The sequence below is a fragment of the Saccharicrinis carchari genome, from assembly GCF_900182605.1.
Lineage (GTDB): Bacteria > Bacteroidota > Bacteroidia > Bacteroidales > Marinilabiliaceae > Saccharicrinis > Saccharicrinis carchari.
The window spans coordinates 31,322-55,649 of record NZ_FXTB01000012.1 but is presented as its reverse complement, the minus strand read 5'-3'; the positions used below and the strand labels follow the sequence as shown (position 1 = coordinate 55,649).

The 24,328-nt window shown below is 43.2% G+C and carries 13 protein-coding genes and 1 pseudogene; 7 read left to right on the top strand and 7 right to left on the bottom strand.

The annotated features are described in order from the left end of the window. Window positions 1-23: 23 nt before the first annotated feature. The 5 genes and pseudogenes from FN809_RS18145 to FN809_RS16300 form a co-directional block, all read right to left on the bottom strand. Window positions 24-143: pseudogene (locus tag FN809_RS18145) on the bottom strand (recombinase family protein); the annotation flags it as partial. Next, entirely contained in the window at window positions 113-1,660 is a 1,548-nt protein-coding gene (locus FN809_RS16315; protein ID WP_142534604.1) for an SNF2-related protein, read from the bottom strand. The gene FN809_RS16315 and the pseudogene FN809_RS18145, both read right to left, overlap by 31 nt. 19 nt (window positions 1,661-1,679) lie before the next feature. After that, window positions 1,680-4,829: a type III restriction-modification system endonuclease gene (locus tag FN809_RS16310; protein ID WP_142534603.1), complete on the bottom strand. Its 3,150-nt coding sequence runs from the start codon at window positions 4,827-4,829 to the stop codon at window positions 1,680-1,682. Next, window positions 4,829-6,496 (bottom strand): RNA-binding domain-containing protein, encoded by a 1,668-nt coding sequence (locus FN809_RS16305; RefSeq protein WP_142534602.1) that lies wholly within the window; start codon window positions 6,494-6,496, stop codon window positions 4,829-4,831. Before FN809_RS16305 ends, FN809_RS16310 begins: the two co-directional genes overlap by 1 nt. A 4-nt stretch (window positions 6,497-6,500) precedes the next feature. Next, entirely contained in the window at window positions 6,501-8,531 is a 2,031-nt protein-coding gene (locus tag FN809_RS16300; RefSeq protein ID WP_142534601.1) for a site-specific DNA-methyltransferase, read from the bottom strand. An 852-nt stretch (window positions 8,532-9,383) separates the two neighbouring features. Between FN809_RS16300 and FN809_RS16295 the strand changes: the two genes are divergently transcribed. Both FN809_RS16295 and FN809_RS16290 read left to right on the top strand, forming a co-directional pair. Beyond that, window positions 9,384-9,869, top strand: coding sequence for a DUF1016 N-terminal domain-containing protein (locus tag FN809_RS16295; RefSeq protein ID WP_142534600.1), 486 nt, complete (start codon window positions 9,384-9,386; stop codon window positions 9,867-9,869). 730 nt (window positions 9,870-10,599) lie between these two features. Next, entirely contained in the window at window positions 10,600-11,487 is an 888-nt protein-coding gene (locus FN809_RS16290; protein ID WP_142534599.1) for a DNA/RNA non-specific endonuclease, read from the top strand. A gap of 41 nt (window positions 11,488-11,528) precedes the next feature. Here FN809_RS16290 and FN809_RS16285 read toward each other — a convergent pair whose 3' ends face one another. Next, the gene (locus tag FN809_RS16285) at window positions 11,529-12,404 is read right to left on the bottom strand and encodes an ArdC family protein (RefSeq protein WP_142534598.1); all 876 of its coding nucleotides are present in this window, start codon (window positions 12,402-12,404) and stop codon (window positions 11,529-11,531) included. A 354-nt stretch (window positions 12,405-12,758) separates the two neighbouring features. Between FN809_RS16285 and FN809_RS17800 the strand changes: the two genes are divergently transcribed. Continuing rightward, entirely contained in the window at window positions 12,759-12,914 is a 156-nt protein-coding gene (locus FN809_RS17800) for a hypothetical protein (protein WP_185957592.1), read from the top strand. 44 nt (window positions 12,915-12,958) lie between these two features. Here FN809_RS17800 and FN809_RS16280 read toward each other — a convergent pair whose 3' ends face one another. Further along, window positions 12,959-17,014, bottom strand: coding sequence for a hybrid sensor histidine kinase/response regulator transcription factor (locus FN809_RS16280; RefSeq protein ID WP_142534597.1), 4,056 nt, complete (start codon window positions 17,012-17,014; stop codon window positions 12,959-12,961). 197 nt (window positions 17,015-17,211) lie between these two features. Here FN809_RS16280 and FN809_RS16275 point away from each other — a divergent pair, with 197 nt between their 5' ends. The 4 genes from FN809_RS16275 to FN809_RS16260 all read left to right on the top strand — a co-directional run bounded on the left by FN809_RS16275 (window position 17,212) and on the right by FN809_RS16260 (window position 24,303). Then, entirely contained in the window at window positions 17,212-18,228 is a 1,017-nt protein-coding gene (locus FN809_RS16275; RefSeq protein WP_142534596.1) for a family 43 glycosylhydrolase, read from the top strand. A gap of 423 nt (window positions 18,229-18,651) precedes the next feature. Then, entirely contained in the window at window positions 18,652-21,642 is a 2,991-nt protein-coding gene (locus tag FN809_RS16270; protein WP_142534595.1) for a SusC/RagA family TonB-linked outer membrane protein, read from the top strand. A 21-nt stretch (window positions 21,643-21,663) separates the two neighbouring features. Continuing rightward, complete coding sequence (locus tag FN809_RS16265; RefSeq protein ID WP_142534594.1) at window positions 21,664-23,229, top strand: RagB/SusD family nutrient uptake outer membrane protein; 1,566 nt, start codon at window positions 21,664-21,666, stop codon at window positions 23,227-23,229. Between the two features lie 96 nt (window positions 23,230-23,325). Further along, the gene (locus FN809_RS16260; RefSeq protein ID WP_142534593.1) at window positions 23,326-24,303 is read left to right on the top strand and encodes a glycoside hydrolase family 43 protein; all 978 of its coding nucleotides are present in this window, start codon (window positions 23,326-23,328) and stop codon (window positions 24,301-24,303) included. The last annotated feature ends 25 nt before the right edge of the window (window positions 24,304-24,328 follow it).

Below are 24,328 nucleotides of genomic sequence, written 5' to 3'. Positions count from 1 at the left end.
GTACGCTCCCGGATCAGTTCGCGCTCAAATTCGGCAAAGCTGGCGAAGATATTGAAAGTTAACCGACCTGGTACGGTGGTGGTATCGATGCTATCGTTAAGACTGATGAATTCTATCCCCTTTTCCCGGAAACCGGTAACCAGATCGATGAGATGTTTGAGGGACCGGCCAAGTCTGTCGAGGTATCGTAATAGGTGGTAATATGTTTTCGCGACCTGGCAATGGTAAGGCTATCCAATATCTCAAAGAAATCGAAGTCCAGCATGTCCAACAGCTTATCTGTTGTCCTTTGTTCCGCATCGAACTTGGACCAGATATTAAAGGCTTGCTGCGCTTTCTTAAAAACAATGTCAATCCCTTTGCTGGTATCTAGCCTCTCGTCCATCTTGCCGGCAACACCTTCGTAAGCCAATGCCAATTGATTTTTAAGGTCGTTAAAGCGGTTGTTTACGGGCGTTGCCGAGAGCATCAAAACCTTGGTTTCAATTCCTTCCTGTATTACTTTTCTCAATAGTTTCTGGTAGCGGTTTTCTTTACCTACCGACGTATTGTTATTTCTGAAATTGTGCGATTCGTCGATAACGACCAGTCCGTAATTGCCCCAGTTTACGTTCTCGAGCTTTCTGCCGTTGCTCTGCCCCTTTTCCCTTGACAAGTCGGTATGGAAAAGCACATCGTAGCCAAAACGGTCCTTGGCCAGTATGTTGTTTTTATCGTTGTGGCGATAGGTGTTCCAGTTATCCTCCAATTTCTTTGGGCAGAGGACCAATACGTCTTTATTCCTTTTTTCGTAGTATTTTATGACCCCCAAGGCCGAAAAGGTTTTACCCAACCCAACACTGTCCGCAATGATGCACCCATTGTATTTTTCCAGTTTGTTGATGGCGCCGATTACGGCATCCTGCTGAAAATTGTAAAGCTTGTTCCATATAAGCGTGTGCTTGAATCCCGTTTCGTCGTCGGGCAAATTATCTCCCGAAATATCATCGAGGAAGTTATTGAAGATATTGTAAAGGGTGACAAAATAAATAAACTCCGGGCTATTCTCCTTAAAAGCGTTTTCGAAATAGCCCTGAACAAACTTTGTAATATCCTCTAAACTTTCTTTGTTGTCCCAAACCTGGTCGAACCACTCTAAATAAGCTTTGCTTTGGGGGTGCGCATTTTTTTGAATGAGCGTGGGGAATCCTTTTTTGTGGGTAATACCCAAGTCGGAAGTTGTAAAACCGTTTACATTGGTGTAGGCCACACCGGAGCCCTCGGCATTTTCGACGTGTATAATGCTGTTGAGCGGCTGGTTGCTATGTTTGTTCGATTTAAAAACTGCCTTTTCCTGCACCCATGCCGAACACTCTTTGGCGATGGCCCGTTGGTTTAATTCATTTTTAAGGCGCAATTCAAATTCGCCGCCGCACAGGTCTGCCTCTTTATAAATATGGGGGATATAAAACTCGCGCGATTGCTTTTTAAATTTCTCCTCCAAAAAAGTGGGGGAGGTAAAGATAAAACGCAGCTCATCAATTTTTGAAAGCTCTTTTTTTAAGGCTTCAAAAGCATAGATAGAAAAAGATGAAGCAGCAATGGCCAGCTTCCCGTTTTTCTTTATCTCTACCTTTAAATCATCTTTTAAGCGGTTGCTTACGTTGTCAATGAGCTTCATGAATAGGTATGGTTAATGGTTAGTTGATAATTTCCAGCAGCCTTTCGTAGCTGCTTACTTTTTCAAACTTCACTTCGTTTCCGCTTATTTCCTTAAAATGCTCGCCGGCACAATGGATCTTCAGCTTTTCTATTTCGCGCAAATCCATGTCCGAATCGGAGCCCTTGGTCTCGGCCACAAAATAGATGTGGCGTACTTTGTCCTTATCGAATACGATGGCCCAATCGGGGCTGTATCTTGCAACCGGGGTAGTAACATAAAAGCTTTTGGGCAGTTTGGCATAAACTACCACTTCGGTGCTGTTTTCCAAGGCTGTGGCAAAATCCGATTCTATTTGCGAATCGGAAATCAGGAAATCGTAGATATGCTTTTTAAGCATCTCGGCATTGTGCAAAGCCGATTTGTCGTTAGTAAACACCGTTTTTGCATCGTGCCTTTCCTCCGTTTTGTGATAAACGATATTGTTGATGATCAAGCTTGCTTTCACTTCGTTTATCAGCTTGCTGCACTTTGAAATAAACTCTTCGGGATTTTTTCTGAGCAAAGCGAATTTTTCCGGGTTCAGTTTCTTCAACACCCCTACAATGGTTTGCCTCGTAAGGTTGGTATGCACTTCAATCTCCCCAACAATATCGTAAACCGTGTTGGCATACAGGTCGTTCTTTAATTTCAGGTTCTCCCGTTTGGTCTCTTTTATCAAAACCCCATCCTTCATTTGCTCTTTTGAGCCGTCGCGCAGTTCGCCTGTTTTTATTTCGTATATCCTATCGGCGATATGCAGTTGTGCATTAATCAGGTTTTTGCTGTCCTCTATCAGCTTTGCCGTATCGAACCGGACTTCGTAAATGGTTTTCAAATTAATTTTTTCCCAAAGCTCCCGGAACTCTTTCCTGAAAAAGTTTTTATTGGTGCTTACAAGTATTTTATCGCGCTCGTTTTCGGGTTTAAACTCGCTGCCTGTGTAAACGGCCTGCAATAAACTGCATATCGCATTCCGGTAGGGTTCCAGGTTTTCGGGCAGGGGTATCTTTTTAGCTTCAATTATCTCCCTGCCTATTGAGGTAATTTTATCGTCCACGTCTATCACGTCATTCTTATACAGGAGCTTGTTTAGTCTTTTGGCATCTTCCTCCGTAATGCGGCACTCGTCCTGTTTTTCGTTACGAATTAACTTGCCCACAAAATATTCCACCTCTGCTTTCTGCGGCCTGTCCTTTAAGCTTGCCGCAATTTCGTGCTGCAGGCCTTTGGCAAAAGCTTCGTAGCTTTCGGAGGCGATAACCGTCAGGTTGTTTATTTCGTGTACGCGGTCGCCCACCGAATCAAAATCCAGACGGTTGCCGTTTTTGTTCACACAAAGGCGCATGCCCCGGCCCACCTCCTGCCGGCGCCTGGTTTGGCTGCCGCTGTCGGTGTTTTTTAAGGCACATATCTGAAACACGTTGGGGTTGTCCCAACCTTCTTTTAGTGCAGAGTGCGAAAAGATAAAACGCGTAGGCTCATCAAAGCTCAACAGGCGCTCCTTGTCCTTCATAATAAGTTCGTAGGCCGAAATATCGTCCGAGTCTTCCTTTCCCCGCTTTACCTTGGGATCTGTGAGCTTGTTCTTTTTATCAATGGAAAAATAGCCCTGGTGTACCGTTTCGGCCGGGTCGCGCTTTAAATACTCGTCGTATCTGCCGGGCAGGCCCGTCTGCCCATCGGGCAGGTATGCTTTGTGAACCTGGCCCGGGTCGGTGGCATACAAAAATTCGTTGTATTCCTGCTGAAACAAATCCAGGAAATCGCTTCTTACCTTATCGTATTCCTCCTCAAATATCCGGGCATATTCGCCCAGCAGTTCGTCCCCCGATTCATCGTACACCCGGTATTTTTCCACGGCATCTATAAAGAAAAGGGACAGCACCTTTATGCCCATGCCAAAATATTGCTTTTCCTTTTTTAGGTGCGACATAATGGTTTCGCGTATCTGCACCCTGCGGAAGTCATTTTCGTCCTTGTCGTTTAGTATATCGCCGGGGTAGAGCTCTTGCCCTCCGATGGCCACTTTATTGAGGTATGCGTTTATATCTGTTATTACCTGGTTTTTATATGCGGGCATGTTGCCCGATAGCTCGTACAGGTTGGCTCCCTGTGCCAGTTTTTTCCTCACTTTTTTAATGGCGCCGGCCTTGGTCCGCTGCTCAAACTCAAGCACCGCCAGGGGTGGCTTGCTTGCGCTCCTTTCTATGTGCTCCAAATATAAATAACCTGTGGTGCCGGTAGAACCCTTTAGGTTGATCCCCTTTACCTGTATCTTTTTTACCAGGCGCTTGTTGTAGGCGTCCAGGGCATCTAAACGATATATTTTGTTGTAATCGACTTTATGGGTAGCCGAATACCGGAGCGTGAGCAGGGGGTTGAAATCCTGCATGCTCTCCAGGGTTTTTGCCCCCTCAACCGATTGCGGTTCATCGATGATCAAGATAGGGTTGGTTTGTGCGATAATTTCAATGGGCCTGCGGGTGCCAAACTGGTCCAGCTCCTGATAGATTCTTCGGGCATCGGTTCCCCGGGCATTAAAAGCCTGCGTGTTGATAATCATCACGCTAATACGACTGTCCGAAGCATAGTTTTCAATATCCTGTGGCCGGCCCGAATTGTATATAAATGGATTTATTTTATGGCCATACAGCTCCTGAAAATGATCCTGCGTTACCTGAAAGGATTTAAAAACCCCTTCGCGGATGGCGATGCTGGGCACGATGACGATAAACTTGCTCCACCCGTAATGTTTGTGCAGCTCGTACATGGTGCGGATATAGGTATAGGTTTTGCCTGTGCCCGTTTCCATTTCGATGGTTAGGTTGTAGCCCAATTTTGTGCCTTTGGGCCGTTCAATCTGTTGGCTCTCGAACAGGTCGTTGAATTGCTGTACTTCGCGTATATTTTTAAGTATCTGCGCTTCGGTAATCTGGATGCCGCTGTTCCGGTACCCTATATCTTCCAGCACGTCTTGCTCAAATTCGATGGTAGAAGCACCCCGGGCGGCCAACCTGGCCTTTTCTATTAGCCTGCGGCTGCGTTCCAAGGTAAAGCGGTTGGTTTTTAAGGCTTGCCCCTTAAAACAATCCACCGCCGCTTTTACTGCATCTATCTGAAAACCTTGCTCTTTAAACTGAAGCTTCATTATTTGTTGAGTATTTTTAATAATTTCTTGCCCGACTCTGTTATTTTGTATTTCTGATTTCTGTCTCTCGGATTTTCGGGAATAGTGTAAGCCAACCAATCAATATCGAATAAAGGGTCTATATATTTTCTCTTGTTTTTTGTCTGCTTGCTTACTCCTATATGGGATAATAGTTCGCTCATTGATTTAGGTCCTTTTTCTAAAAAAGCTAATATGGATAGGACTTTATCATTAACATTTTGCTCAACAAGTGTTTTTACTTGCTTACTTACTTGGTTACTTACTTGGTTACTTACTTGGTTACCTGCTTGGTCACTTACTTGGTCACAAAAAACTATAACATCGTTTAAAGTATTGAATTTAGGCGCCTTTACATCGTCACTTACTCCGTCACCTGCTCCGTCACTTTCAGTACCTTTAAAACGATCATGAATAGGAATAACAACCATAACATAAGAAGCTTCATCCGTTTCAAAAGTTGGTGTAGGTGAGCCATTATCGGCCAATGCCTTATATATTGTAGGGAAACCGGTGCCCCGTCCTTCGGTAAGATGTAGTTCCTTTAAAAAATCCCCTATTCTACGATTGCGGTATTCTCTTGCAATAATTTGTTTTTGATTCGCCATTACATGAGCATTAACAGGAGGAACCGGGCCTGGATGACTAAGAATGGTTATTCGGTCCGGAAAAATCTGAATTTCTATAGGTGCTCCATGCTCATAGCTTTTATGATACACTGCATTGGCTAAAACTTCTTCTATGGCACCAAAAGGATAATTAAAAAAACGATCGGATTCTGCTTTGTCGGCATGTTTAATGACTTGTTCCGAAACAATATTATTCTTAATAAAATAAAGCGCTTCTCTTAGTTGCTTATGGAGTGGCCCTTTGTAGTATTTTTCTTCAAAGTCTTTTCCTGAATTGCCCTTGTGTATTACCAGCTCTATCCAAGCTCTGTCAAAAAATTGATGTGGCTCTTTCGAAAAGAATAATAAGCCCACATTTACGGGTCTGATATCTTCATTCGGTCCTTTTGCAATATGCATTGTCCTGCATAAATCGGCTAAAGGCAAATGGGCGCTATCTTCAAACAGACCGCTTTTAATTTCTTGTAGATATTCTCTGATTAAGCCTAAATCCAAATCATCAATCGAAGCTTGGTTATTGACTCTATCGTCAAAGGGGATGCGGGCTGCAAGTTCCATGAGCCGATTATATTCTGCAGAGTGCTGCGGAGCAATAACAGTATTAGAATTGAGCCTGATATAATAGTTTCTATGCGCTCCTTTCTCCAATGAAGCCGGAGCAGAAAAAGGGCGAAAATCCCCTGCAGGACACCAAATGACCAATATATGTTTCTGATCTAATATATAAGGTTCAACTATGGGGAAGTAGTTAGGTGTAATACGATGACTTAACTGTAATAGCTCCTTTTGAATACCATCTATTGTACTTTGTTCTATTCCTTCAGGTGGAAGTTTAGCTTGGCCATCAACTTCTTCAACTCCAACAATCAAATAGCCACCACCCCAATTATGAATGTCATTTGCAAAAGCACACATGGTATGCATTACTTTTTTTGCATTCCAACCTTTTTTCAGTTCAATACGAGCCCATTCAACTGTTTCTCCATGGATTAATTCTTCTATGTTTACCGGTAGTGCCATTTGCTTAAATTACTTTCATTTCGGTTTCGGGGCTCAGTTGTTTTAACAGTTGCTGCACGTTTACCTTGGCGGTATCGTTTTTAAAACCATTATCGCGGAATACGATGCGCAAGGGCGTTTCCTTTGCTATCTCCTTGGCAAAGTCCTCGTCTATCCCTTTATCGAAACAGGCATAAAGCGAGTTGCCGGCCACCTTAAACACTTGCTTGCCCACCACGTTTGCTTGCTCAATTTTTAAGGAGAGCGGCAGGCCCCAATCCAACATCACCTGCGCCAACAGATCGTCGGCCGATCGGCCGGGCTTTACGTTATCGGCAAACATATCCATCATGTCCTGTTTGTAATCCTGCGGTTTGTAATACACATCCTGCATATTGCTTTCGTCGAGACGATAGACGCGGAAACCGGTGTCCAGGTTATCAATGTTGAGCTGTAGTTGGTTGAGCTCTTGCAGCAGGTTTTGCGCTTTATCTTCGATTAGTGCATTATCGGGGAAACGCCATTCACCATTTTCTTTTATCAACTTTCCGTTTATCAACTTCTCCAATACGGTTTTTTTATCATTAACAACCGACAATTGATTATTTACAATTTGAGTTCCTGCACGGCGGATGCGTTCTTTGCCTATTTCGCAGATGTTTTTGTAACCTGCTTTGTAAGCTTCACTTTTTGAGTCGGTAGTTTCAGGAATTTGAACCATAATGTATTTACAACTTCTTTCACCTTCAGCGTTTAATTTTATTGCAGCATGAGCTGTTGTTGCCGAACCAGAAAAAAAATCTAAAACTATATCATCATTTCGTGTAGAAACCATTAACATTTGTTTAATCAAAGTAGATGGTTTTGGTGTATCAAATGGAGCCTTAGAGCTAAATAGTGCTTTCAGTTCTTTATTTGCTGCATCATTATGTCCTACTTCTTGGAATGTCCACCATGTATTTGGAACCCTACCTTGTTGTACTTCGTTTAAATATCTTTTTAATTGAGGTGCACCCTTCCCATCTTTTCCGAAAAAGATTCTATTTTCGCTTAACCAAACCCGCATCGTATCAGGGCTGGCACGCCAACAATTCCCTTCTGGTGGCAAATACTTTTTACCAGTATTTGGATTGACGATTGGATAAACACCTGAGTTAGAAAAGGATTTAACTAAAAGATTATCAGAACGCCATAGCCCTTTACCATCATTATCATCATTCTTATATGGTTTATTTTGCTCAACAGTTCGAGGAAGAAGATAGCGCTCAAACGCATTTGACTTTTGATAGACTATTATATGATCATGTAAGTTTGAAAAACCCTTTGCATCATTGGTTGCTGCATATTTTTTTTGCCACACGATATTTGCAAGGAAATTATTTTCTCCATAAATATCATCACATAACTTTCGTAGGTTATGCACCTCATTATCATCTATTGAGATGAAGATAACCCCATCATCGGTCAATAAATTACGGGCTAATTTCAACCTCGGATACATCATACTCAACCAATCCGAATGATAACGCCCTGCGGTTTCGGGGTTAACAGTTAAGCGTTGGTTGTATTCGTCTTTTTGTCCGCTCTCAAAAAGTTCCTGTTGTATATCTTTGCTAAAATTGTCTTTATACACAAAGTCCTTTCCCGTGTTGTATGGGGGGTCAATGTAAATCATCTTCACCTTGCCCAGATAGCTTTCTTGCAATAGCTTGAGCACCTCCAGGTTGTCGCCCTCAATATATAGGTTTTCGGTATTGTCAAAATCAACGGAATCGTTGCGCACGGGGCGCAAGGTTTTTGTTGTTGGCAAGTTGGCCGTAACAATGGCTTCGCGTTTTCCGGGCCACTCCAGGCGGTAACGCTCCTTGTTGCCTTCCACCACGGCATGGCTCAGCTCCTGTTTGAGCAAATCAAAATCAATACTCCGGCTAAGCTCGGTACCGGTGGCTGTTTCTATTTTACTTTCGGTAACACAATTGGGGAAAAGTGCGGCCAGTTTTTCTATGTTCTCACTCACCAGGTCGGGGCTTTTTAAATTTAATTTATCTATGCTCATTGTATTCATTGTGAATGGTTCCCCATTTATTAATCCTTGCTTTAAGGCAAGATATGGGGTGTTTTAACAAACTTCGACTAAAATAGATATTTGATACGATAAACCGATGGGTTGAGCGAGGAATTTTGGAAAAGGTACGATGTAAGATATTGGGAGCGTTGGGTGTAGTCATTTAGGAGGATACAGTTAAAAAGAAGATAGGGGGTAAGATAGGGGAAAAATTAAATGGAAATAAGTGATGACAAGCCGAATAAATTTCAACCCAGATGCCGAAAATAATTTTCAAACAATTTGTCTGGCAAAGGGACACTTTTATTTTATTGCCCCGTTCTTGCAGTTCCTCTGTCCTGTCGGGGGCACTGCCCGACCCTGCGGAGCAAGGCAAGGGGAATCTGTCGGCGAGGAAAGGGCGGCTCAGTTTTTTCCGCGGTACACCATATTGTCCCAAAGAAAAAAAGTTAACGCCCCACAATTTGAGGCAAGCAAAGAAACCGCCTTTACCTTTCGCAGAGGACAATGCAAGCTCCCTTTCCGTTCTTGCATTATCCTCGACAGATGGTATCAAAGGCGGTTTCGCGTGGGTCAAATTTTTTCGGTTACCTTGCAGTATCGGTGCGAAGTATGCCCATTCCAGGGGTATGCTTAAAAAGGAGTATTGGAGGCTACTGCCCTGGTCCGAATAGCGAGAATCACGTGGTAGGAATATTTGGTGAGAATTATAACTCCCAACAACGTTGAGCTAAGGGGGCAGTTTGCTCCGAAATACCAACACTTAAACGTTAGCAACCGATTACCCTCTGAATACGATAGTTGGATTAAATGTGATTATATTTGTCGTAAAACATAAAAATCATGTTAGGGAAAATATATTCGGATACTCTCGAACAAATTAGAAATGAGATACGGACAGCACATATAAAAGTTATTCGTAAAGTTGTTAAAGAGCAAATAGAACATTATCTAAATATTGGTAGAATAATTCTGGAAATACAAGAATCGCAAGAATGGGGGAAATCTGTTGTTGAAAAGTTGTCGACCGATTTACAAGCTGAGTTCCCTAATTCCGAAGGTTATTCCGCTAGAAACCTTTGGGATATGAGGCGGTTTTATTCAAGATATTCTAAAAATGAAAAACTGCGACAGCTTGTCGCAGAAGTTCCCTGGGGGCATAACTTGTTAATTTTATCGAAAATAAAAGATAATTTGGAGGTAGAATATGCACTGCGAATTGCAAATAGACCAATTGGTGTAGCAGAATACCAGTTGACAAAAGACCTTCCATCAGATTTACGGAAATACCTACCAAATGAAGAACAAATAATTGAAAAGTTGAAATAGTACAGTTGCCAATTGTTGGCGACAACGGACTGAATGTTTCCCAATGCCCCAAAAATCCATAAGTACAAATTTGGCACTTACAAAAACCGATTCCTTTTATACCATCTACTGCGGGTGCAATAAAAGTACGTGTTGCTGTTTGGCCGAAAGCATGTTTTGCATCGGTAACATAGTAGGGCAGTGTATTAGGTATCGGTGCGAAATCGTTTGGCAAAAACCCAACTTCATTACTGAACACGGTGTAGCATTTGGAACAGGTCAATCATTCCATTCCGGTGTGGGGGCAAAGGAACACGCTTGCAAAAAGAGAGTTTCCTTGTGGAGTTTATGGAGCAAGGAAGCCTTGTTTGCATGTGTGTTGGCGGGGCGGTGGTGCGCTTGGCATGGAGTAGCGGAAGGGGCTTGGTCGTTTTCCCGTTCCCCTTTCACTATGCAGTGCCATGGGCTATACCGCATGGGGGAATACCGCTGAAGGGCGGGAGGTTGATAATAGGCATGGTTTAAGGACGGGCGGCAAAATAGAAAATTAGGCGTTATAAATGAGGTGATTTGTTTCTTTCAAAAAAATATTTTTACTGGTTACGAACTTATCAGAAAAGAAAACGTACACACCTTACGGCCTAAACTGAAAATTGCGTAATACCCGTTTATCATAGACCGTATCATCAACAAAATAATGAAGTTATCGATGGGGTAGGGAGTTATTACGTAAACGCTTATTGAATAAAACATGAAGCTGCTTATTTTGAAAAAATTTATTTTTCTTTTATCATTTGTTTTCTTGTCCCTATCGCTAGGGGGCAAAAACCTAGTTCCCAAATCATCGGGACAAATTGCAGAACACACATACTACACACTTTGCTATAGCGAACAGCACGAACAGGCCATTTGGGTATATTATAAGCTCACCCCGGAGCTGGTAAACGGCTCTGAGAAACGGACCGACGACTTTCGTCCAGATCCAAAAGTGTCCACGGGTTCGGCTACACTGACTGATTATAAGGGCAGCGGCTACCATAGGGGGCATTTGTGTCCGGCAGGCTCTATGGATATGAACCGCACCTCCATGTCGGAATCCTTTTTTCTTTCTAACATGTCGCCCCAGGCGCCTTCTTTCAATACCGGCCGTTGGAAGATGTTGGAAAGCCAGGTACGTAAATGGACAAATCAATATCAAAATTTGGTGGTGGCCACCGGCCCCGTTTTTAAAGATAACATAGGACATATAGGTACCAACCAAGTAACCGTGCCGGGGTACTACTACAAGGTCGTATATTGTCCGAGCAAGCAGAAAATGATTGCTTTCGTGATGCCCAACAAAAAGCTGTTTCAGCCTATTGCCGCTTACGTAAAAACAGTTGACCAAGTAGAAGCGTTGACGGGAATAGATTTCTTTCAGGGCATGGAGGATTCTTTAGAGGATAAATTGGAAGCTACCTCAGATATCTCGGCATGGGAATTTAGCAGCTCACAACGGAAACCCGCAGCCACCAAAAGCACAACGGCTTCAACCCAATGCAAAGGCATAGCCAAATCAACGGGGAAAAGATGTAAGCAAAAAACAAGGAACAACATCGGATATTGCAGGTATCACCAGAAACAGGCAAAAAAACATTAAAGAGGTTTGCACAAAAAAAGGGCTGTTACACCCCTAATATATCACACGCCCAAGATATACTCGGCAGACTTTTGACCTGACCCGGCAGCGCTAACCAACCATCTGGTGTTTTCCTTAAGTGCGGTTAACCAATGATGGATGTAAGCTGCACTTTCCTGAATAGTTGTTTGAAGGATACCACAGTGACCCGATAGATAAGACGCTGAAAACTCGGCAATTAACTCTTCGTAAGAATAGTCATGTTGGCTCTGGCCGTTTACATCAGCAATGTCTTTCCTGTTTAAGCGTGATGGGTGCCCTACAGAATGGCTTGCTTCATGGAACAGTGTGGAATAAAAATATTCAGGCTTATCGAAATGAGCAGGTTCCGGGATATGAATTTTATCGAGGGAGGGTATATAAAAAGCAGCGTTTCCCCCATAGATAATTTTGGGGCAGTCCTTGTAACCTGTTATTACTTCTTCGGCTTTCTGAATCCGGTCAAAGCAAAGAGGTTCGGTGTCTTCATAAAATTTCACGGGTTCATAATCAATCCCGGTTGTTTGGGTGATATTGAAGACATTGTAGTACCTGAACATGAATTTTTTTTCGGTCTTTGGATTCCCATTTTTGTCGATACTTTCCTTGCTAATGGGTTTCCAAAAGACAACTGGTAGGCTTTTCTCACCCTTTATAATTTGACCCCCGAGCGATTGTATTTGTTTCCAAGTAAGATAATAGGGTTGTTCATACAGGTTTAACAGAAGAACAAAGTTAATACCCTTATAAGGGATCCTCGAAACAAAATTTTGTGGTGGGACAAAGTTTCCATCATTATCGAAGCTCTTCCATGGTTTGTGCCAGGGAATCGTTCCCTTTTCGAGTTGAGAGAAAATCTTCTCGTTGATAATGTCATAAACAGTTTTTGAAGTTTTCATTCGAATCACCCCTGCCCTGGGGATTTATTTTGGCATCTGGCCCGCCATTGGTTTATTGCAGGCACTTTGAGCCAAAGGGAACGAGTCAAGGGGTTTATGTCATTCCGTTTTTTTGCGGAATGAACAAATCCGAAGGACGGTTTTTTTCAAAACCGCCCCTTTACTGTTCCCTTTGGCGATCAATAACTTGCAGCAAACCAAGGACGGTACGGTGCATCACCCAACGGCGAGTTGCCTCATTCAGGCGCTCGGGCAAAAAAACACGCTTCCAAATAAAAGGTTTCCTTGTCGTAGTTTACGGAGCAAGGGAGCCTTATTTGCAAGCGTGTTGGCGGGGTGTTCAAAGCTCTTGGCATGGAGTGGCGGAAGGGGCACGGACGTTTTTCAGGTCACCTTCCGCTAAGTAATGCCAAGTGCTGTAACGCAGGGGATACCGCTGGGGGCGGTGGACAGGAAACAGATGCAAGCACATCAAATGCCAGTGGCATTACAGACATTGCCCGGGGCTAAAGAGATCGTGTTCAATCATAAATACTTGTTAGCTTATATTCCCATTACATCTCGTCCTTCATTTTAGGATGCTCAGTGGCGTCATTTGCAAACTCGCTGGGCAATGTTCCAAACTGTTTTTGGAAACATTTTGAGAAATAGGAAGGGCTGTTGAAGCCTACGATATAACAAATTTCATTGATACGGTATTCCCCTTCCATAATGAGCCTGGCTGCTTTTTTTAGTTTGAACACCCTGATATAATCATTGGGCGACATACCGGATATGCCTTTGATCTTTCGTTGCAGGTTTGAGCGGCTCATGGAAAGGGAACTGGCCAATTTTTCGATAGAATATGCGCTGTCGGAAATGTTGCTCTCTATTTCGCCGTTAAGCTTATTTAAAAATTCTTCGTCCTTTTTATTGTTGGCGATACTTCCGTAAGGTATAAAAGGCGAGTTGGCAAACTTCTCCAATAAAAGGTTACGGTTTTTAATCAAACTTTTCACCTGCGCCCGTAGATATTCTAACGAAAAAGGTTTTTCAATGTAGCTGTCGGCTCCATAATCCAAGCCTGTTATTTTTGTTTCTAGATTAGTACGTGCCGAGAGCAGCACTATGGGGATATGGCTATATTGTTCATTTTCCCTTGCCTTTTTTACCAATTCCAGACCATCTATGCCAGGCATCATTACGTCGCTAATAATGATGTCCACCACGTGATTCTCGAGCAAGTCCAATGCTAACTGCCCGTTGGAGGCAGTTAGAACCTCATATTCCAATTTTAAGCTACGATTTAAAAAGGTGCACAAATCTTCGTTGTCCTCTACTATTAAAAGTACTGGTTTTCCTGTGTGCAGGGAAGCATCTACTTCCTTGTATGCAACAGGCTGGTTCCGAACCTGCTCCTCCATTTCGACGGGATGTGTCTCCATATCCTGAAGTTGTGTACTTATCTGCAACACAAATTCGCTGCCTTCTTGCCCATTATCGCGCACAAATAGGGAGCCTGCGTGCCTTTCGGCCAATTGCCTTGAATAGGCTAAACCTATTCCGGCACCTTTATTTTGAGCCGTACGGTCTTCTTCTTCCACTTGGAAAAAAGGTTCAAACACCCTTTCCCTGTATTTTGCCGGAACGCCTGACCCATCGTCTTCAACGGTAATCTCAAAATAATCCGCGCCCGAGGGTTCCGCTATTTTTATTGTGATAATCTTTTTAGCATGCTTTAAGGCATTTGTCATCAGGTTACTGATGATTTTGGTCAAGGCTTCCCTGTCCACATCATACACCATTCCTTCTTGCGGAATGACAATGTTTATGATAATAAATTTTTTTGATGCTGTTGATTTAAAACGGTAAATAATATCCGAAATTAAGCTGCCAATGTTTGTGGGTTCATAATTTGGCACGTAGGATTCTGCTTCAATCTTTCTGAAATCGAGCAGCTGGTTAATAAGGTTCAGCAGCCGATCGGTATTTTTATCAATTACAACCAGATTTTCTTTTGATTCAGGCGAGCCTTCCTTAGCCCTTAGAATACTGTCGAGCGGGGCTTTTATGAGGCTCACGGGGGTTCTGATTTCATGGGCGATATTAGTGAAAAAGTTGATTTTGGAGGCGTACATCTCCTTTTCCTTTTCAACCTTAAAATCTTCTAGTTTTTGTTTTTGTCTCCTTCGTAAATTACGTTGATAAAATTTATAAAGGTAATATATCAAGGTAATGGAGAGCAGTAAATAAAATAGATAGGCATAATCCGTAAGCCATATGGGGGGTAGGATTTTAATTCTTAAAAAATCTCCGTCCTCATTCCATAACCCGTCGTTGTTAGAACCCTTTACCCTGAAAATATAATCACCGGGTTTAAGGTTAATGTAGGATACGTTGGTTTGATTGCCGGCTTCGATCCATTTTTCATTTAAATTTTCCATCATGTACGAAAACTTATTTTTTCCCTGTGCCATAAAGCTAAGGCTTACAAAATCGATTCGGAACGAAGCCTGATCGTGTCTCAGCGTAATACTCCTGTCGGTATTCAAAACCTTGCTGTGCAAAGAGTCGCTTTTAACGCGCCTGTCCGTATCGAGCAGCTTTAAATGGGTAATCAATACCGGAGGTACGCATTTATTTTCAGAGAGGCGATCCGGATAAAAAGCATTGAACCCGTTTATACCCCCAAAATAAAATTTTCCGTTGCTGGTCTTTAAGCTCGATCGATAGTTAAACTGGTTGCTCTGCAGGCCATCCTCGCTTGTAAAAGTTTTTATTTTAAGTGATGAAGGGTCAATGTTGGCTATGCCTTTATTGGTGCTCACCCAAATATGGCCATACTTGTCGTCCAACGCCCCGTATACCACGTTGTTTGGAAGTCCATCGGACACATCTATGCTAGTAAAATCGTTGGTATCGTAGTTGTATTTGCAAATACCACCGCCCTCGCTCGAAAACCAGAGCCGTTGTTTTTCGTCCTGAAAAACATCTACAATCTTATCAAAACAAAGCGAATTGTCCTTGTAATTTTTGTGTCGGTAACTGCTCCACTCTTTGCCTAGAAGATCGTACCGAAATACCCCTTGCCCATAACAAGCCACCCAAAGCTGCCCCAAATGATCTTCGGCCATATCGTAAACAAAACCCCTTACCTCGGGTATCCTTTCAAAATTATTTTGGTGGCGATTGTAGCGGCTCAACCCAAAGGGCGTACCTATAAAAATATCGTTATCTTTTGTCTTGTACAAAGCAAAAACACAATTGTCGTCAATGGTATTGGTATCGTTAAGGTTATATTGATAATTGGTAAATTGGCCAGTTCTTAAATCCATAACGTCCAGTCCCCTGGAGAAGGTCCCTATCCATAATTTATTTTGATCCAGCAAAAGAGAGTGGAGATTGGTATAACTAATACTGGGCTTATCTTCGTGAGGAAGATGGGAGGTAAATTCTTTTGTTTTCGTGTTAAAATAGTTTAGTCCGCCATCTTCGGTGGCAATCCATAAGTTACCCTTGGGATCTTCCAAAAACTGACTCACCGCTTTTCCCGACATGGAACTTTCTTTGTAATTTGGATAATAATGTTCGATGACACTGCTATTGGGCGATAGATAATTTACACCGCCAAAATAAGTACCTATCCATATGCCTCCTTCTTTATCGCCATAGATAGCGTATATATTTTGATCGCTCAGGCTATTTTGGTCGCGCGAATCATCGATACGTTGGATCTGTAAAGTTTTTTTATTAAAAAGGTACAAGCCATCGTCGGAACCGATAAGCAGCTTGCCTTTTTCGTACTCGAAAAAAGCCCTTATATGACTAATATAAACGTCATCTTGTTCGTTAAAATAGGAAGTAAAAGTATCTGTGGTTTTGTTGTAACGGCTCAGTCCGCCCGACCAGGTCCCTAGCCAAATGTCGCCATCCGAATCCTCAAAAACAGAAAGAATTTCGGGATCGTCGAGAACACTCTTTTCTTCGCGCGAACCATAAGTGATAAACGATTTGCTCTCCTTGTTAAATCGGCTCAGTCCGCCCCTTGTTCCAATCCAAACTGTTCCGGAATAATCTTTATATATGCGCCACACCAAATTATCAGGGATGGACTTAGAGCCGTCTTCTGATTTGTATTGGGTAAGTTTCCCCGTAATGGTATTGTAGCTAAAAGCGCCTTGGGTCATAGTGCCTATCCAGATGGAATGTTGACTATCAGCTTCAATGGATGTTACAGCCGATGTTATAGCAATCCCCTTGTCGGTTTTCTCGATAAACTGCTGAAAATATTCTGTTTCCGGGTCGAAAATAAATATCCGTTGGTCGGTTCCTACCCAAATTTTATTATCTGTGTGCTGATACAACGACCGAATAAAATTGTTACCCAAAGAATGTAGATTATTTGGGTCATTTTTGAATATCTTATAATTGCTGCCATCAAAACGGTTTAATCCATCCTGCGTGCCAAACCACATAAAGCCTCGGTCATCCTGTAAGATACAATGTACCGTATTTCCCGAGAGTCCCTGGTTTACCTGGTGCTTTCTGAACGAAAAATTGTAGGCCGAAGCGATTGTGGCCAGACCAATAAATACAATGGCTAATATTCCTGTTTTAAAACGGGGTGTCATAAAGTTCCTTTCTCCTTGTTTCTAATTACAAGAAACGATTTCTTATTTTGTATACAATATTACAATTTAGGCAATACATAGCACAATTTGGGCAATAGGACTTTTAGTCGGCAGTGCAATACATTAATAACCGTCAATTTTTATAATTTGCACTTCATATCCTTCTCAAAATACTAAACTGCATAAATTTACAAGCTATGAAACTATTATTTTTTTCCTTCTTTCTAATTGCGGCCGTATTCTCTGCATGTGCCTGTAGCAACAATGAAGAAACCAAACCGGAACCCGACGAACCTAAAAAGGATGAATACACCAACCCTGTTGTCGACTACAGCTTGCCCGATCCCACTGTCATCAAAGCACAGGATGGCTATTTTTATCTATATGCCACCGAAGATATCCGCAATACACCCATCCATAGGTCGACCGACTTGGTGGATTGGGAATTTATGGCCACTGCATTTACCGATAATACACGGCCTACTTTTGAACCCAATGGAGGTTTGTGGGCACCCGATATCAATTATTTTAACGGCCAATACGTATTATACTATTCCATGTCGGTATGGGGTGGCGAGTGGACTTGTGGCATTGGGGTGGCCACCGCTTCCAAGCCCCAGGGCCCCTTCACCGATCATGGCAAGCTATTTCGCAGCAACGAAATAGATGTCAAAAACTCCATCGACCCTTTTTATATGGAGGAGGAGGGAACCAAATACCTTTTCTGGGGTAGTTTTAGGGGTATATATGCCATTGCGCTTAGCGACGACGGACTAACAATAAAACCCGGTGCCGAAAAACAGCAGGTTGCCGGCACGGCCTATGAGGCCACCTACATTTATAAAAAGGACGGTTTTTATTATCTTTTTGCGTCCATAGGATCCTGCTGCAATGGGATCAACAGTACCTACACCACCGTAGTAGGCCGTTCGGAAAACCTCATGGGGCCTTATCGTGACAAATCGGGGCAGGGCATGATAGACAACCATCACGAGCTGCTTATCAAGGGAAATTCTCGCTTCGTGGGCACCGGGCACAATGCCGAAATTGTGACCGACGACAACAACGACGATTGGATATTGTACCATGCCGTGGACAAATCCAAGCCCGAGGGCCGCGTGCTGATGCTAGATAAACTGCAATGGGACAATGGCTGGCCAAGCGTTGCAACCAATTCACCTGCATTGGGCAGTGTGCCCAGACCTAAGTTTTAAAGCAAATTCCATGTTCAATACTTATCCAAAAATTGTTACACATCGGATGAGTATTGAACTTTGCATTTTTTAATCAATAAGTAAAATACCCCGACCTTACCTTTAACCGTCCTTCCGTAAATAATACCCCCGTACATATTCCTGAAAGCATATTATATACGGTATTATCTGTAATATTGTATTGCCCTCCCCATTTAAACTGACTTTAAACCCCATTTCTATTTAAATATTTCTTAGAATGACTAACCTGTGTTGTTTTTTGACTAAAAATTTGTATCCGTTTGTTAATAAATGTTGTCTCTTTGTAAGACCGTCACGGTAAATAGATTAATGAAAATATCCTGATACATCCTGAATGGTATTTTTTTACTGGTTTACCGTTGGCCTTATTTTTAAATTATTAACGAACAAAAAATCTTGGTTATGAAGAAAATCTTGTTTTTAATGTTTTTCCTGATTCCGATAGGACTATTGGCGCAAACGGTAAACGTAACAGGAAAAGTCGTAGATACATCGGGAAAACCCATACCCGGCGTCAACATTTTAATCAAAGGAACACAAGGTGGGACAATATCCGACATTGACGGTCAGTTTTCGTTGGGGGCAAACGTAGGACAAACACTCGTTTTTTCCTTTATCGGTATGGATACCCGTGAGATTCTTTTTGAAGGACAGCCTGCACTCAATGTAGTAATGCAAGAAACCCTGTCATCATTGGATGAAGTAGTGGTCATTGGCTACCAGACGGTTAAAAAGGCAGACCTTACCGGGGCGGTTTCAGTATTTAAGCCCGAGGAGCTTAAAAGTGCCGTGGTTACCGGAAACGTAGGTGAGGTTTTGGGTACCGTTCCCGGCGTTTACACACGTACAGAAGGAAAGCCGGGTGCCGAAGGTTGGATAGAGATAAGGGGCACAAAATCGTTCGGCTCCAGCCAACCCCTGTATGTAATCGACGGAATAGCTGTTGAAGGTGGCGCCAACCGCGACTTTAACTTCAACGATATTGAATCCATCCAGGTTTTAAAGGATGCTTCGGCAGCCGCCATCTACGGTTCGAGGGCTGCCAATGGCGTTATTATTATTACAACCAAAAAAGGAACTGAAGGCCCAATGAGGATCGACGCCTCGGCAAAAACCAGTTTTCAATGGCTACCGCGCTACAATTTGACCAATCGCGAGAATTGGATCGAATTGAACGACATGGCCTTCGCCAATAAGGGCATCCCGTCGGCCAACCATTCCGATGCCGACACGGACTGGCAAGATGAGATATTTAAAACAGGTACCATACAGGATTATAACGTGTCCTTTTCAGGAGGTGGCAGTAGCAGTAATTATTTTATCTCTTCCAATTACCAAACCAATTCGGGTGCAACTATAGGCACAAAAAGTGAACGAATAACGTTTCGGGCAAATACTTCGGCCACCCGTGATTTTGGCAGTGCTGTAACTTTTAAGATAGGAGAAAATATTGTTGTCAGCAATTACGATATTGACGAACTGAATACCAATCCCATCATCGACGCATGGAGGCTGTTACCCACCATCCCCGTGTTTAACCCTGACAACCCGGGAGGATATGGATATGGTGACGGATCAAGAGATGTGGTTTTTGCCACCAACTCCATCGCGAAAGAAGACCTTACCGTTACCAACAACTCCAACTTTAGGTTAAGGGGCAATGCTTTTACCGAGCTGGGTTTTTGGGGTAAATTAAAGTATAAGTTCAACCTAGGTTTCGAAACCAGCATGGACGAGCATATGTACCTGCGAAAGGAAGGTAACTGGACATTCAATCAACCCTACGATCCTTCCTCGTTAAACAAAAATAAAGCACGTTTTACTTCTTTGGTTTACGATAACACCATAGAGTTTAACAATAACTTTGGCCAACATGGTATAAATGCGGTAGTTGGCACAAGCTTTATGGATATTCAGTACGAGCAGCTTTGGGGTACGAAAAACGACCTTTTACGCCTCAGCGACGGCACCTATTTTGAGCAATTGAACGCTGCACAAAAGGATCCTAAAACCGGTGGCTATAGCGATCTTCAGAAACTTTTCTCCGTATTTGGACGTGTCAATTATAATTTCGACGACAAGTATCTGATAAGTGCCACCGTTAGGCGCGATGCCTCCTCAAAGTTCGGTCCCAGCTATCGCGACGGGGTTTTCCCATCAATTGCCGGAGCCTGGCGCATCAGCAATGAGGATTTCTTTGATGTTTCGTGGGTTGATGGCTTAAAACTGCGCGCAAACTACGGTGTGCTGGGTAGTTCCAACATTGGGGTGTGGGATTGGATTCCCTTTATCAATTCATTTCCCCAGGTTATATTCGGGGACAATCAGCATATTGAAAACGGACAAACCCAGGTCAAATTGGTCAATACGGATTTAAAATGGGAAGAAATGCACGAGTTCAACATAGGTGCTGACGTCACTTTACTTCAAAACCGGTTGGATGTTTCGGCTGAATATTACAAATCGGAAACCCGCGATGTGCTGACCGGAATGCAGATACTCATGTCAACCGGTAACAACGGGGGAAATCCCAATGTAAATGCTGCATCCCTTCAGAACACAGGTGTCGAGCTCTCGATGACCTGGCGTGAGAAAAAAGGTGAATTGAGCTATAGTGTCAATGCCAACGTGTCGACCGTTAAAAATAAAATATTAAAACTGGGCTACGGCCGAGAGTATTTTACGCAATGGAACACGCGCTCGTATGTAGGCAAGCCAATCGGGGAATGGTACCTTATCAAAACCGACGGACTGTTCCGTTCCATGGACGAAGTAATGGCTCATGTCACCGAAGATGATGCCCTGATACAGCCCAATGCCAAACCCGGGGATATACGTTTTGTTGACTTTAACGAAGACGGACAAATTACCGACTCTGACCGGCAGTATATAGGAAGCCCTTGGCCTACGGTTCAATTAGGGCTTAATTCGTCGTTAGAATGGAGAGGTATAGATTTGCAACTGCAAATGACAGGCGCTTTTGGTCACAAAGTGTTCAATGGCCCCCGCAGTGGTTTTGATAGGTTCGACGACAATTCAAATTACCGCGCCGATTACGATGCTTGGTCGCCAGACAATAAAAACGCCAAGGATCCCCGCCCAATTTATCAGGATGGACGAAATACAAGAGGCGATCAGGACAGGTGGATTGAAGATGGATCCTATGTGCGGGTAAAGCAACTTGCCATTGGATATTCCCTTCCAAAAACAATTTTTGGTGAAAACGTGGATCAGTTCAGGATATTTGTAAATGCCCAAAATCTGATCACTTTTACAGGTTACACCGGTTTGGATCCTGAATTCAGGAACTCGAATATATGGGAAAGAGGTTACGATTATGGAGCCTTTCCGAACCCAAAAACGGTTACGGTGGGTGCTCAAATCACTTTTTAATCAACAAAAAAATATTCTATCATGAAAAAAATATTGTTTCTTATATTTTCCATCAGCTTATTTTTCACGTCGTGCGAAGTTGATGTCACCAATCCAAATGATTTGGAAGTAAGGGTGTTTTGGAAAAGTGAGGCAGACGCCCAAAGTGGCGTAAATGCCATATATAATATGTTTTATAAACCCGGTACTTATAGCCGGTGGATATGGTTCCGTTTGGATCTGACATCTGACGAGGGCTTCAGCTCGAGCCCCTGGATCGAACTTGCCGACTGGACCCGCTTTATCTATAACAACTATAACTTTTGGGAAGGCAATGCCTGGACCTATCGCGATTGCTACGAAGCTATATTCAGAGCCAACCAGGCTTTGTTCCATATTCCCGATATCGAGTTTGCCGATCAGGCGGCCAAGGATCGTTTGCTGGGACAGGCCTACTTTTTGCGGGCCTTGTACTATTACAATTTAGCCATACTTTGGGGAAGCGAAAATAACAGTTTGCCCATTGTTTTGGAGCCTTCTAAACCTGGCGACACGCCGGTAGGCCATCCCGTTTCGGACATTTGGGCCCAGGCCGAAAGCGATCTACAGGAGGCCATTAATAAGTTGCCTGCCACTTGGGATGCTAACAATAAAGGCCGTGCAACCAAAGGTGCCGCCTATGCGCTACGTGCCAAATGCCGCATGCAACAGCTTAACTGGCAAGGCGCACAACAGGATTTGGAATGGATGGTAAAAGGAGAAGGAGCCCAATATTACGATCTCGTGCCCAACTTCAAAGACAATTTCACCCATTTTAACGAGAACAACATGGAGTCTGTTTTTGAACTTCAATATTCTGATGTACACAAAGCACCGGCCGGCGACAGTGATTTCTCCATCGACCCCAATCTGGGACTTAACCGTGGACAGTTTTTTGCCCCTCCCGGAATTGGTTGGACGGACGGTGAGGTACGTCCCTGGCTTGTAGATGAATTTAAAAAGGAAATGGACACGAACGGGGCCTATGATATCCGTTTGAGAGAAAGCGTTTTTTATGCCGACATGGCCAATGATTTTCCGGGAAACGATAAGATATACCGGTTTGGAATGGAAGTTTGGAACCAGGACAACTACCGTAACAGGATATTCTTCAGAAAATACGGAACAGATTATTACAGGAACTTCGATGATTACCATAGCCCCGTAAATGTGCGCTTAATAAGGTATGCTGATGTGTTATTGATGTATGCCGAGTGTTTGGCCAATATGCCCTCAGGGGATCTGACTGAAGCTGTGGCTATTGTAAATCGGGTAAGAGACAGGGTTGACATGCCCGCTTTATCGGTTAACCATGCCGCTGCCACCCAGAGCAAGGAGGCGTTTTTGAAACGCTTACAAATGGAGAGGTCACTGGAGCTTTGCCTCGAAGGTCATCGATGGGCCGACATTAAACGCTGGGGTTTGGTGGATAACCAGGCAGGTTTGGATGAACTGAAACAGCGCGATCCGGATTTTAACAATTTCAAAATCGGAAAACACAGCCGTCTGCCAATTCCGTCGAGTGAGGTAAATAATAACGAAGGATTGGACCAAAATCCCGATTTTTAATGGATTGGGTATGGCACAATGGAATAATTAACCAGTATAATTAACAATTGGGATATGGATAAACTGCTGCTCCATATCCCAATTTAATATTTTTATATGATGAAGATAGGATACTCCTTTATTTTGACATCGTTTTGCTTGATAATCAATATTAGCGCCTGCAATACTTCCAATGAAGACCAAGAAGAGCCGATCGAGGCAATGGCCAAGGTTCCTCTTGGCGATCCCTTTATCATGCTTTACGATGATACATATTACGCCTATGGAACACTTTCAGAAGATGGAATAGCCGTTATGGTGTCCGACGACATGCTCACATGGAAAACTCCAAAATCACTGTCCGACGGTTTGGCCCTTCATAAACGCGACGTATGGGGCGACCGTTGGTTCTGGGCTCCCGAGGTATATCACGTCAACGGCAAATTCTATATGTATTTTTCGGCCGATGAGCACATTTGCGTGGCCACAGCCGACAACCCACTAGGGCCATTCGTACAAGAAGTTAAAAAGCCGATGATAGCCGATGAAAAATGCATCGACAATAGTCTTTATATCGACGACGACAGTAAGCCCTATCTTTACTTCGACCGCTTTAACGACGGTCTGAACATTTGGGTGGCCGAACTGACCGACGATTTATTGGAGATATTGCCCGAAACGATGAAAAAGTGTATCCATGTTTCGCAGGAATGGGAAACCGTGTGGCCACGTGTAAACGAAGGCGCATTTGTGATAAAGCACAACGGCACCTATTACATGACTTATTCGGCCAACAGCTACGAAAGTCAGTTTTATGGTGTAGGGTTCGCTACTTCTGACCGTGTTGACGGAACTTGGACAAAATATGAGAAAAACCCGATATTACAGAAACCCGGTAACCTAGTAGGTGTGGGGCACAGTGCCATGTTTAGGGATAAAGACGGCAACTTGCAAATTGTTTTCCATGCGCACAACAGTGCCACAAAAATTCATCCCCGCCACATGTACATCAGCAAGGTGACTTTTGAAGTACGCGATGGGAAAGAAGTTATGGTAATCGATCCAGCATATTTGACGCCGGTAATAAGCCATTGATTTATTAGTGATATTTGTTATTTGT